General features: G+C 58.2%; 10 protein-coding genes. 3 read left to right on the top strand and 7 right to left on the bottom strand.

What is annotated here, in order from left to right; all coding sequences use genetic code 11:
* The first annotated feature begins 9 nt into the window (after nt 1–9).
* The 3 genes from VGM18_17935 to VGM18_17925 all read left to right on the top strand — a co-directional run bounded on the left by VGM18_17935 (nt 10) and on the right by VGM18_17925 (nt 4523).
* Entirely contained in the window at nt 10–1521 is a 1512-nt protein-coding gene (locus VGM18_17935) for a magnesium chelatase (GenBank protein HEY3974892.1), read from the top strand.
* 141 nt (nt 1522–1662) lie between these two features.
* Nucleotides 1663–2898: a VWA domain-containing protein gene (locus tag VGM18_17930; protein ID HEY3974891.1), complete on the top strand. Its 1236-nt coding sequence runs from the start codon at nt 1663–1665 to the stop codon at nt 2896–2898.
* A 188-nt stretch (nt 2899–3086) separates the two neighbouring features.
* Nucleotides 3087–4523, top strand: a complete 1437-nt coding sequence (locus VGM18_17925; protein HEY3974890.1) for a rhomboid family intramembrane serine protease — start codon at nt 3087–3089, stop codon at nt 4521–4523.
* Nucleotides 4524–4568: 45 nt separating this feature from the next.
* Here VGM18_17925 and VGM18_17920 read toward each other — a convergent pair whose 3' ends face one another.
* The 7 genes from VGM18_17920 to VGM18_17890 all read right to left on the bottom strand — a co-directional run bounded on the left by VGM18_17920 (nt 4569) and on the right by VGM18_17890 (nt 12843).
* Nucleotides 4569–6533: an NAD(P)-binding protein gene (locus VGM18_17920; GenBank protein ID HEY3974889.1), complete on the bottom strand. Its 1965-nt coding sequence runs from the start codon at nt 6531–6533 to the stop codon at nt 4569–4571.
* A gap of 157 nt (nt 6534–6690) precedes the next feature.
* Nucleotides 6691–6930, bottom strand: a complete 240-nt coding sequence (locus VGM18_17915) for a CDGSH iron-sulfur domain-containing protein (protein HEY3974888.1) — start codon at nt 6928–6930, stop codon at nt 6691–6693.
* A gap of 195 nt (nt 6931–7125) precedes the next feature.
* Nucleotides 7126–8244 carry a glycosyltransferase family 4 protein gene (locus VGM18_17910; GenBank protein ID HEY3974887.1) on the bottom strand — a complete coding sequence of 373 codons (1119 nt, stop codon included), beginning with the start codon at nt 8242–8244 and terminating at the stop codon, nt 7126–7128.
* A gap of 312 nt (nt 8245–8556) precedes the next feature.
* The gene (locus VGM18_17905) at nt 8557–9042 is read right to left on the bottom strand and encodes a hypothetical protein (GenBank protein ID HEY3974886.1); all 486 of its coding nucleotides are present in this window, start codon (nt 9040–9042) and stop codon (nt 8557–8559) included.
* A gap of 142 nt (nt 9043–9184) precedes the next feature.
* Nucleotides 9185–10615 carry a sigma-54 dependent transcriptional regulator gene (locus VGM18_17900; GenBank protein ID HEY3974885.1) on the bottom strand — a complete coding sequence of 477 codons (1431 nt, stop codon included), beginning with the start codon at nt 10613–10615 and terminating at the stop codon, nt 9185–9187.
* A 5-nt stretch (nt 10616–10620) separates the two neighbouring features.
* Nucleotides 10621–11865 carry an ATP-binding protein gene (locus VGM18_17895; GenBank protein HEY3974884.1) on the bottom strand — a complete coding sequence of 415 codons (1245 nt, stop codon included), beginning with the start codon at nt 11863–11865 and terminating at the stop codon, nt 10621–10623.
* A 204-nt stretch (nt 11866–12069) separates the two neighbouring features.
* Entirely contained in the window at nt 12070–12843 is a 774-nt protein-coding gene (locus VGM18_17890) for a hypothetical protein (GenBank protein HEY3974883.1), read from the bottom strand.
* Nucleotides 12844–12994: the final 151 nt, after the last annotated feature.

Raw genomic sequence — 12994 nt, 5'->3', positions numbered from 1 at the left:
TTTTCTTTCATGAGTCTTCCGCGCACGCTGGGTGAACTGCGCCACAGTATTTTCTCCGAAGAGCGTTTGCGCACCCGCCGAGTCAAAGACGAACTGCGCGAGAATCTGACCACGCGACTGCGCTCCGCTGCCGACGCGTCGATTTTTGCGGGCATCGTGGGGTACGACGATACCGTCGTGCCGCAGATCGTCAACGCGATTCTTTCGCGCCATAATTTCATTCTGCTCGGGCTGCGCGGACAGGCCAAAAGCCGCATCCTGCGCGCCTTGACAACTCTGCTCGATCCGTACATGCCATATCTTGCGGGATGCGAGGTGCACGACAATCCCTACACGCCGATCTGCCGGCGTTGCCGCGAGGAAGTTGCGAGGCATGGAGATAATTCGCCGATCGCCTACCTGACGCCCGACGATCGCTACGTAGAGAAACTCGCCACACCCGACGTGACCATTGCCGATCTGATTGGCGACATCGATCCCATTAAGGCGGCGCGCGGAGGCCACGAACTGTCGAGTGAAATGACCGTGCATTACGGCCTGCTGCCGCGTGCCAATCGCGGCATCTTCGCGATCAACGAACTCCCCGATCTCGCGGGAAAGATTCAGGTGGGATTGTTCAACATCATGCAGGAAGGCGATGTGCAGATTAAAGGCTATCCCATTCGCCTGCCGCTGGATGTGGCGCTGGTGTTCAGTGCGAATCCGGAAGACTACACGGCGCGCGGCAAGATCATTACGCCGTTGAAGGATCGCATTGGCTCGGAAATTCGGACGCACTATCCGGCAACCGTCGAGGAAGGAATCGCGATCACCGCGCAGGAGGCCTGGACCAAGCGCAACGGCCACGACCGAACCCAGTTCAACCTGCACCTGCCGAATTATGTACAGGAAGTGATTGAACGCATTGCCTTTGCCGCCCGCGAGGATAAGAAGATCGACAGGCGCTCGGGAGTGAGCCAGCGGCTGCCGATCAGCGCGATGGAAAACGTAGTCTCGAATGCGGAGCGCAGGGCGATTCGCAATGACGAAAAAGTTGTCGTGCCGCGGATCAGCGACGTCTATGCCGCGCTTCCAGCGATCACTGGCAAGCTCGAACTGGAATACGAGGGCGAAATGAAGGGCGCCGACCACGTCGGGCGAGAACTGATTCGCGCCGCGATCGCCAAGACCTACGATGAATACTACACCGGCGCCAATGTGCAGCAGATTGTGCAGTGGTTCGATCTGGGCGGCGAAATTCAGCTTTCGGATTCGGTTCCGGCTGTGGAAGCGTTGGAGAACCTGAGAGAAATTCAGGGTCTCGTCGACAAGCTCGGGCCGCTCCACGTCTCGCAGAAAGACAGTCCGGAGCAGCAGGTGTCGGCGGCGGAGTTCATCCTGGAGGGCCTCCATGCGCATAAGCGCATCGGCCGCAGCGAGGAGCGCATATTCAAAGCAGGAGAGAAGAAGCCGGAACCGGTGCGGGAAAAAGCGTTCGATCCGGAAGAGCGGCCGTATCGGCAGAGGAAGCAGTTTAACTAAAGCGGTCGTTAGTCGTCGGTCGTTGGTCGTTGGTCTTCAGCTTATGACTTCCGTTAAACGCATTCCCGCGATACTCCAAAACAGAGACGGCAAGCCGTGTGGGTTGCCAACGACCAACGACCGACGACCAACGACGGTTTTATGAAACGCATCCGCTATTCCAAATACGTCCCCGACCCCGCCGGCGAAATGAGCATGGAGGATCTGCTCAGCGCGCTCTCGGACTACCTGCTACAGAGCGGGTTTCAGGAGTCCATGTGGTACGAACTGCCCGAGGGCGAACAGACGCTCGATGATCTCAGGCGCGCCATCGAACAGGCGCTGATGAACGGCGAAATGTTCGACGAGAACCTGCGCGACGAGATCGAGCAGATGCAGGCCGACGGTCAACTCGATGAACTGATCGAGAAGCTCATCGAGCGCATGCAGCAGGAAGATTATATTTCGATCGATGAACCACATGACCCCGCGCGCCGTTCGAGTGTGGGCGGGAAGGCCGGGGAAGCGCAGCAAGCCAAGTTTGAAATCACCGACAAGAGTCTCGACTTCCTCGGGTTCAAGTCGCTGCGCAACTTGCTGGGGTCGCTGGGCAAATCGAGCTTTGGGCGGCATGACACACGCGATCTCGCTACGGGCATCGAAACCAGCGGATCGGCGAAAACCTACGAGTTCGGCGATACGCTCAATCTCGACATCACAGCCACGCTGTCGAGCGCAATTCGGCGCGAGGGCCTGACGGTGCCGCTCAATATTGAATATTCCGATTTACAGGTGCATCAGTGCGAATACCAGTCGTCATGCGCCACGGTGCTGATGCTCGATTGCTCGCACTCCATGATTCTCTATGGCGAAGATCGGTTTACTCCGGCGAAAAAAGTTGCGATGGCACTGTCGCATCTGATTCGCACACAGTATCCCGGAGATTCGCTGTCGCTGGTACTGTTCCACGATTCGGCGGAAGAAATTCCGTTATCGCAGCTCGCGCGCGTGAAAGTAGGGCCTTACTACACCAATACACGTGAGGGTCTGAGGCTGGCGCAGAGGATTCTCCAGCGCCAGAGAAAAGACATGAAGCAGATCGTGATGATCACGGACGGCAAGCCATCGGCTCTGACGCTGGAAGACGGACGCATCTATAAAAACGCGTTCGGCCTCGATCCGCTCGTGGTGAGCCAGACGCTGGAAGAGGTTTCGAAGTGCAAACGTGCGGGCGTGCTCATCAACACGTTCATGCTGGCATCCGACTATGGGTTGGTGCAGTTCGTGCAGAAAGTCACGGAGATGTGCCGCGGCAAAGCCTACTTCACCACGCCTTATACGCTCGGCCAGTATCTGCTGATGGATTACATGTCGCGCAAGACCAAGACCATTCACTGACCCTTGCCTTCCTCTTCGCGTTGGTCTGCCCGCCGACGAAAAGCTTAAGTTGCCTGGCGGGCGTGCCCAATTTGCGGCACGGAGAGCCCGCAAGAGCCCCATTGATGGGGCTTTTGTTTTCTACAATCCAGAATAATCGCTCTGATTCGCTTCGTACCTCCAACTGCTGATAATCTTTTTACAAACCCATGGCGAACTGCATTCAATGTGGGCGGCAGCTGCCTGCGCTGACATTTGGCAAAAAAATCTGCCAATGGTGCGTGCAGCATGAGGCTGCGCAGCGTGGCGAAGCGGAAGAAGACGCGGTGCAGCCCGTAATGGCTGCTCCCTGGGTTCGCCGCGAATCCAGCGTCAATCTCACTCAGATAATCCTTGGCGCCAACGTGATGGTCTTCATCGCGATGGTGATTGCCAGCGGGCCTTCGCTCGACTTCACTGGGCAGGTGATGGTGCACTTCGGCGCTAACTTCGGCCCCTATACCTTGTCCGGTCAGTGGTGGCGGCTGGTAACTTACATGTTTCTGCACGGCGGCATTTTTCACATCGCCATCAACATGTGGTGCTTATGGGATCTCGGTGCACTTTGCGAATCGCTCTACGGACGCTGGACCTATGCAGCTCTGTACCTGATTACCGGCGTGGCGGCGGGATTGACGAGCCTGGCATGGAACACGGGAGTTATGAGTGTCGGCGCGTCGGGAGCAATTTTCGGCTTGGCCGGCGCCCTGATCGCGTCCTTCTCCCTGGGCGAATTTTCGCTTTCCGGGATCGACATGAAGGGTACGCTGCGCAGTCTGCTTTTCTTTTGCGCCTTCAGCCTGTTTTTCGGACGTGTAGTCGACGGAATCGACAACGCGGCGCATATTGGTGGGCTGGTTAGTGGACTGATTTTTGGCACCCTGATCGCGCGCGCCGCTCCCGCGCAAGACAAGCCGCTCCAGCGCGCCGGGGTTCTGCTCTTCATGGTCCTGCTCGTGGGTGGCAGTGGTCTGGCGGTCCATCGCTGGCGCGGCTATGGATTGGCCGTATCTGCGCAGGATCGACAGGCCAATATCGACCGGATCATCTCTTCGCTGCAAAGCAAGGTCAAACGGAATCCGCAAGATGTGGCGGCGCATTACGCACTCGCCCAGGCTTACTTCGGCAACCGGCAGTTCTCCAAGGGCGAGGGCGAATTGGAACGCGTCCTCGAACTACAACCCCAGAATACACAGGCCCTGATGGATCTGGGCGTCGCTTATCTGCGGGAAGAGCGAGCCAAGGAGGCGCAGGCGGAATTCACAAAACTGGTGACGCTGGAACCGAACAACGCCAAAGCTCATTTTGGTTTGGGAATGGCCTTGGCGGACCAGGGCGATCATGAGAAAGCAATTACTGAATATCAAGCCGCGTTGAGGATAGAACCACAGGCCAGCGACGCTTACTATCGAACGGGCGTATCCCAGGCATATCTCAAACAATATGATGAAGCCATCGCGTCTTTTTTAAAAGAACGTGAAACCAATGGCGATGACGCCGAACTGGAGAGTGCGCTGGCCGATGCCTACGAAGCCAAAGGCATGACCCAAAAAGCACAAGAGGCGCGAAATCTGGCGGCGCAGTTCACGACTGCGCAGCCGCGGTAGCTTTGTGACGACTCTTTAAATAGCAGGGGCGCCGGGCTCTGACCTCTAACTCTTCGTAATTTCTGCCACCGCACGCCAAGCCTGATTGATGGCCTCGTCTGTGTAGGCGTAGGCGCCGGCGTCGGCGTTGGCGATGGCAATTCGGCCATGTGGCTTACGCGCGACTTCGCAGGGCGTCACGCCCCCCTCCAGCCAGAACGAATCGAACAGAGAGTTGTATTCGTAGGCATAGCCGTGTGGCCAGCGATTGACCGTAATGGCGGCGATGTCGCGCGCGGGATCGAATCCGCCCGGTCCCGCGGTGCGGGCCAGTTGATCGCGAATTTTGCGCTCCATGGTTTCGAAGGTGGTGGTATAGAGTTCCATGCGACCCATGCTGTGCTGCTGGCGCGCGGGAAGTCCCGGATGGCACGCCGCCTTCATCATGTGCACAACGATCGGTTCTTCCGGCTTGCGGGCGCACTCGTATCCACCGATACTCACCGGCAGGTCGAGGTTCACGGATGTGTGGTACATTCCCGGAGCGTACACCGAATTCGTCTCCAACTTTTGGAACGCGGTCCAATTACGCAGGGCGACATTGGTGTAAAGCAACGGCACTTTCTGCGCCGAAGCCAGCGCTTCTTTCTGGCTGCCGGGAAGTTCATCGCAAATGTAGGGGATCACCACATGCCAGCATGCAAGAATCGAATTCTTCGCCCTCGCGGTATAGATCTTGCCCCCGCGGGCGTAAGTGACTTCCACTTCTTTCGCGCTGGCGGCGTCGCCAACGTGCTTTACGCGAACAGCGGTACTGTTGAGACGAATGTGCACTGGCGAACTGGGATCGTCGAGCTTCGCGTAATTCGCTTTAGCAAGAATCACGTCCGACCAGGAGTTGCCGGGAATCGCATCTGGAATTAATTTGCGGACCAGCAGGCGCGCGATGGTGGCGTTGCCGTCAGGAAAGTGAAAGAAATATTTCTCGGCCTCCGCGTTGGGAATGGCATCGCGGTTCATGCCCTTGCCCGGCGCTGGGTCTAACTTCAAGCCATCGAAACCAGGCATATCAAATCCCCAGGCGTCCTGTGCCGCAACCGCGTCAATGCCCACGCCGAACAATCCGTGCGGCATCGCCTGGTACATCTTGATGATGTCTTGATGAACTCCGCAGATTTCTTTCAGATAGTTGGCATAACTGATGCGCGCCAGCTTCGCCTTCTTCTCGGTTGAGGTCAGGCCGGGGAAATAGTCTTTGGCTTCGGCACGCAGTCGAACCAGATCGCTCTTGGCCTGATCGGCCAGGGGAGCATCGCTCAGAAATTGCTTCATCAATTCCGAGGATGGACTGGCTGCGTCTTCGGCCTCATCTCCCCCACGAGGATGAGGATTGATGACGAGTCTATCGACACCAAACGTTTCTTTGTCGAAGAAAATTCTGGGCCTCAGGCCCTGTGAGGCATACAGATTCTTGTTGAAGTACTTGGGGTATGAAGACACGTCGATGCCGAGCTCTTCAATTACGGCCTTGGCAACTGCGCTGTACGGAGCGGGGCTCTCGATAGAAAACGTCCCCCCAAAACCCAGGCGGAAGGCATTGCCCACGCGAAATTCGTTGCGTTTGGCGTGGCCGCCAAAGTCATCATGGTTCTCGATGATCAGGATGCGCGCTTTGCCACCGACCGCCTTGCGGTAGAAGTGCGCAGCCACGAGGCCGCTGATGCCGCCGCCGACAACAATCAAGTCATAGATTTCTCGGGTATCTTCGGGCTTGCCCGCGGAATCCCAGAATGTGCCATCGCGCAGACTGTGGGCCGCGTCGAACGAACCAGGATGACTGCCACGCATGCCGGTGAGCGCAGGGGGATAGTAATTCGCCGACTTTTCGGGCGCGGCTTGATCAGGCCCAATTCCGGCCGCGGCAATATCCCACGGCATCATGGCGGCGCCTGCCGTCATCGCCACACCGTTGAGGAAATCGCGGCGCGTAATCTTGCGATGCATTCCCAGTTCCCGGTCCCGTGAGTCCAATATCTCCTCCGCTAGAGTTTTATGACGCGACGCAGCGCCTTGAAGGCGCGAATCGGTTAGTTGGCCATTCGCGCTATGCCTGAAGGCATACCCTGATACGAATCGTGAATCGATACGGATCGCGAACCAATACCAGTCGTAAATCCATGGCTCAGAGCTAAGAGGATGAGCCTTCGGCTTTCTTCACGGCAAGTTCCGCGCCCTGGAAGCCGATCTTGCTATGCGTGCCGTCGCAGAATGGTTTGTTAACCGAGCCGCCGCAGCGGCAGAGTGAGAATGCAGGTTTGCCGGTGAGATCGTATGCGGTGCCATTGGCGTCCACTAATTCGATGGAACCTTCGGGAGCCTCTACCCGGTACGGGCCATTCGGTCTGACAGTGATCTTTACTTGAGCCATGAATTCCTCCAACCTTACGGGTTTCTAGTAAGCATACGAAGATATCACGGCGGTGGGGGATCGTGCATGAGGGGTGAGCGGAATGACAAGGTTTGTGGCGCTTGGGCGCTCGGCTTCGCCTTCGCTTGGACGGCCGAGGCGGCCGTCGCCACATGAGCTGTGTGAGCGGAATGAGCAGTATGAGCGTCGCGGCTTTTACGCTGCCGCGGTTCGCACTGACGCCAGACTGCGATACAGATGGAGGTATTCGTCAATCATGCGCTTGGTGGTAAAGCGTTCGCGGGCGCGGGAGTAGGCTAGTTCGGCGTAGGCGCGGCGCATGGCGCGGTCGGCGTTGAGCCTTTCAATATTTTCGGCGAGGCTGGCCGCATCGTTGGTACGGAAATAAAGAGCCGCGTCTCCCCAGATTTCGCGGAAGCTCGGAATGTCATTGGCCACGATGGCGCAGCGGGAAAACGCGGCTTCTAGTACGCCCATGCCAAGTGGTTCGTAGCGCGCCGTGGCGGCGTAGATCGATGCTCGACTATACAGGGCGCGCAATTGCGCCTCGGTCTGCGGGCCGCGAATCGCCACCGAGGTCTGCTCGGTTGTAACTTTCACGTCAGCGCGAATCGGAATTCGCGGCACAGGCACGGTGTGTTCGGCGCCCACGATGCACACCGGAACAGAATGAACCTGCTGGGTCAGAAGAAAAACCTGCTTGCCGGCGTCCACCATGCGGCCGACGGCCAGCACGCAGTCGTCTTTACTGACGTAGGGATTGAAAAAAATGGGATTGCGACCGGGGTAAATTACTTCTCCCCGCTGCGGCTGCCCATAATATGCACTGATTCGATCGAGCATCCAGGCCGAAGGCGCGACCACTGCATCCGCTCCGTGCAGCCCGCGCAGAACGGTGTCGTGATACCAATTCGGCGAGCGCTCCGGCTGCAGAGAGTGATTGTGAACGGCATGCGCCCAGGTGATTAAGTCGCCGTGTGCCATGACGACCCGCGGCACATCGACCGGCAGATTTCCATAGCAGAACTGGTTGAGATGCAGCACGTCTGGACGCAGCTCCCGGACCAGAGCGGTCAGGAATTCCGTGGATTCGGGAAGATCTTCTTCCGCCTCCTGCATCCACTCCAGATGAAAAGCCGTAGGCCGGTAATCGAGGCCGTGCAGGTGGTCCATCCAGGTAGTCTGCTCGGGAAGCGGAATCTCGCCGAAACTGACCAGGGTGACGCGCACCCCGCGCGTGACGAGCCCGGTCACCAATTCACGGGCGTAGGCCCATGATCCCGAGAGCGAATCGGCGGTAACCAGGACGTGCACAGAGCCTCCGGGGAAACCCGTGAAATGCCGTGTGGAACACGGGGTTCCAAGTTTCAGGCGCGTCCATTCTAGTGCGAGTGGGGGGGCGAGGGGAAGGAATTTCACAGGAGCGGGTGTTGCGGATTCATATATTCGAGGAAGTCCGATCGGAACTCTGAGCGCCTATTTTGACCGCGACACGGCAGGCGCGGACGCCCGGCCGGGCAGCCGACCGGGACGCTGGCGCTACGATTCCGCTTGGGCTTAGCTGCCGTGGGACAGCCGAGGCACCTGTATCGCTGGGGGCGACGCGCGTATTCAGTTTGCCAGTACTTAGTTTGCCTGGAGGCGCAGGCGGAGCTCCCGGGCCAGATTATCGATGGCGCGAATTTTTTCTACGGCCGGGGTCGGAACATCGGGTACCGACATGGCGAGTTCGCAGGAGAGAAGCATGGCAGTGAGAGTCTCCCGCATTTCGCTGTGCATCTGTGCTGCGACGGCGCGGCGGGCGGCGCCTTCCTCGCGCGTGCGGCGATGCAGCGCAGCCCGTACGTCTCTGACCAGACGATCCATGCCGGTGACCGCAAAATTTACGTAGACCGGGAACGCCGTACCCAAGTGTTCCATCATCTGGTCGCTTTCCTGGGGCTCGGTTTCAAGCAGGAACTGATCGATGACGGCGGCGGAATAGCTTTGTTCGCGCAGCCGCGTGGCAGCCTCTTGTAGAGATTGCGCCCATTGCGTTTCCCGGCCTGTGGCCGCGTGCAGTGCGGCCGCACAGTCCGGCCCGCTGGCGGAAGATGTGATAACAAGAATCATGCCTTACCGGTTGCACGTCTGCCGCCAGAGTGTCAGGCGCTGAAAGGACGGCACTTAGCGCTGTCAGTGGCGGCAATTCTTCCCGTTGCGGCACTCGCGTCCTGGCGGCAAGTTCAAGAACGGGCTTCGAGAGCTTCGAAGATCATTGTCGATATTCATGCGCGGCGTAGTCCTTGAGTTTCCGGTATAGGGTCGTCTTCCCAATGCCGAGCAGGCGGGCGGCCTGCAATTTGTCGCCGCGAAGTTCTGTGATGGCACTCAGAATCGTTTGCCGCTCGAGTTCGGCCATGGGAATGATCTTTCCGTGCCCGTTCGCCCCGCCATTTCCATGTAACACCTCTGACGGTGGAAGATTGGCTACCTCGCGAGGCAGGTCCGTGGTGTGGATCAGCGGACCACTGGTGAAGGCGTACGTGCGTTCGAGACAATTCTCCAGTTCGCGAACATTGCCCGGCCAGTCATAGGCTAGCATCGCTTTCAGGGCGTCGTCCGTGAGCATTTTCTCCACTCCCGAGGTCCGGGTCATGCGCTCCAGAAAATGACCGATCAACAGGGGAATATCTTGCCGTCGCTCGCGCAGCGCCGGAATGCGCAGGCTCAATACATTCAGCCGAAAGTAGAGGTCGCGGCGGAATTCGCCCTGAGTGACGGCTAGTTCCAGATCGCGGTTGGTCGCGGCCAGAATGCGCACATTAATCGGCACTCGCCGCGTGCTGCCGACCGGGCGAATTTCCTTCTCCTGAATCGCGCGCAGCATTTTGGCTTGCAGATCGACCGGAAGCTCTCCTACTTCGTCGAGAAATATCGTGCCTCCTTCGGCCATGGTCAAGAGTCCATCTTTGTTTTGATTGGCACCCGTGAATGCCCCTTTCACATAGCCGAACAATTCGCTCTCAATGAGCGTCGGCACCAGCGATCCGCAGTCGACGGGGATGAAGGGCTTGTCGCGGAATGGACCGGAATAGTGGATGGAGCGAGCGACCATCTCTTTGCCGGTCCCGCTTTCGCCGAGGATCAGCACGGGATGAATGCTGTTGGCGGCCTTGGCAATGATGCGGTAGAGCTTCTCCATTTCCGGGGCGCGGCCGACGATGCCTCCAAATCCCTGTTTCGATCGCACTTTCTCGCGCAATAAACGATTTTCAGATTTCAGCTTCAAGTGGATCGCGACCCGCTCGAGCAGCATCTTCAACTCGTCAACGCTGAAAGGCTTGGTTACAAAGTCGTAAGCGCCATTCTTCATGGCTTGCACCGCCGACTGAACGGTGCCGTACCCGGTCACAACCACGACCACCGCTTCCGGACGCCGCTCCTTAATGCGGCGCAGCGCCTCCAGGCCGCCGGCGCCGGGGAGCCGCAGGTCGAGCAGGACGGCGTCAAAAGCCTGCGTTTCAAGATAGCGATAGGCATGTTCGGCGGAGTCGGCCACATACGCCGTATAGCCCAGCGACTGCGCTACTTCGCGGCAGGCCTCCCGGATCGAGCGTTCGTCATCCACGATCAGGAGATTGAGAAAATTTGCGGCTTCAAACTGCGGTGTGGCAATCATGGGACTTAGACCTGCTGACGTCATGGTGTTTATTTCCCTTCTTCATTTCTCGGAGGTGATATTTTCGGGCTCGTTTCTGGCAAGAAATCGTGGTGATGCTCGTCTTGAGGCTTTTCATCGAGACGGTTCTGAGAGTTCAACACTGTTTCCGGAATCAGGGGCAGAAGCACACTCACCCGAGTGCCCCGCTCAGGGGCGCTTTCTACATGGATCAATCCGCCGTTCCTGGTCACAATGTCGTGGACAGTCGCCAGGCCCAGCCCGGTTCCTTTCCCCGCCTTCGTGGTAAAAAAAGCTTCGAATAGATGGGTTCGAGTGTCGGCATCCATGCCGTTGCCGTTGTCTTCTACCACGAACAGTGCGCAGGGAAGCAAGGCCGAGCTGGGAGCGGTCGATGGCGGTTCGGTCAACAACTGCATCTTGCAATTGGCGGTCTCGACCGTGATCCGTCCCCCGCGGGGCAAAGCGTCCCGTGCGTTAAGCACCAGATTGAGCAGAATCTGCTGCGCTTCGGTCGAGTCGATCTTGACCATCCCCAGATCAGGATCGAGTTGGAATCTCAAGTCGATGTTTTCTCCGATCAGGCGACCCAGCAAGTTGCGCATGCCTTCAGCGATTTCATTCAGCGACAAGAGGCGTGGCTCGGAGGTCGGGGGGCGGGACACCGTCAACAACTGCCGCACCAGACCATTGGCCTGTATTCCCGCGTTTCGAATCTCTTCCGCATATTTCCGGACCCGGTGGTGCGGCTCGAGATTGGCCAGCAGCAGGTCGCAATACAACAGCACCCCTGTCAGAAGATTGTTGAAGTCGTGCGCCACTCCTCCGGCCAATCGACCGACCGCTTCCAGGCGCTCGGCCTGGCGAAGCCGCTGCTCAATCTTGTGGCCCCGCAATGCTTGTTCTGCCGCTATGAGAGCGTAGTCCGCATCGCCGTAGATTCCCTCCACTCGCCATACCGTCCAGCGGACATGCTGGCTATTTCCACGCATGGTGAGGGAGTCCAATTGGAAGGTGTCACGTTGCCGCCCAAATAGCTCTGCAAAAAGCCGTTCGGCCTCGGGCCGGTCTTGTGGATGAATCAGATCTAAGAAGCACAGCGGAAGGGCCATTCCGATCTCGCCGCCGATAACCTGTGCCAAAGCGGGATTCAGCGCGGTGACTTTGCCCTGGCGCTGGCAGTGGGCTAACGCGAAAGGAGCATTCTGGAAAACAGGAAGCAGTTCCGTTTTCGGGTCCGGCGGCGTCCACGGGATTTCAGCGGCAGCACTCATATATCTACTTTGCGCGGGATCATACCCCGGAGGAACCCTCGAACCCCTCGCCTGAGACCTTGGTTTTCCCAAAATGGGATTGGGGTTGGGTTCTGCCTCCGACCAAATTCGTTTCGAGGCCACTATAGAGAAGTGGGTCTCCCCCTGCGAAGGGCAGATGTCACTAAAACGGGAAATCTTTCTGTGGAAAACTTTCCGAAAGGCTTAACGATCGACTTTGGAACGTTGGCTGGCGGCCACAAACACCGATTCGGTGAGCCGGAACGTGAGCCGACGGCCTTTTTCGAGGCGAATTCGGGCTCCGGCGGCCTGGCTTTGCCGAACACGCTGGCCTTGCGAGACATCCCCAGGCGGAGTTTCGTTGTTTAAACCTTCGCGTAGAGCTTCGGGATGAACCTCAATTCCGCGCACGAATAGGCTGGAGGTTTGAATCGGCAGGCTCGCCCCTTCGAAATGGATGGAATCCAGGACCAATCGCATATAACCACGGTTGCGGTTGAGATTGGAGGTCCGAGCCGACTCCACTCGGCCGACTACAGTCGCGCCGCGAGGGACTAGCTTGTTTCCTTCGATGGCTACCGGAGCATCGACGATCGCCTCGAAGGTTCCGCTAATCCCCGGGGTCCGAATCGTGATAGGGGATTTCAAGCGAACAGATAGCAGCGTACCGGCGGGCAGACTTTGTGGATCGTGAAACGGAAGGCCAGTCTCAGCGCCCAGGCTATTGTCCGAGGTCTCGGACGCGTCGCCTTTAGGGGAATCTGGCGTGCCTTCACCGTCACGAAAGGGAACCTGATGTGGCTCAGCGGAAGCGGCACCGGCATCCTGCACCCCCGCCGGTCGGGCACAACCCGTGCCCGACACCAGCAGCGGGAATATCACCAGGAGCATTAACAGCGTGGGCCCAATCGCCAGGCGCTGACAAACTGTCAGGCGTGCCCAGATTGTCAGACCTGGGTGCCTGCGGAACCGGCTCATTAGAATCATCCTCGCCCGCATTTCTTCAACCAGTAAGTGGCAACCCGAATACCACTCACGCTCTCATCAAATCAATAACTTGGCGATAGCACTTTCGGGTAGGCCGTGTAGATTCTGCGAGGCAGATAGGGCAAAGCTGCCGGAGATCGGA

The sequence above is a fragment of the Candidatus Sulfotelmatobacter sp. genome (assembly GCA_036500765.1).
In the GTDB taxonomy this organism is placed as follows: Bacteria; Acidobacteriota; Terriglobia; order Terriglobales; family Acidobacteriaceae; genus Sulfotelmatobacter.
Note: the sequence above shows the minus strand (reverse complement) of the source record. Positions and strands in the feature narration are given on the sequence as shown.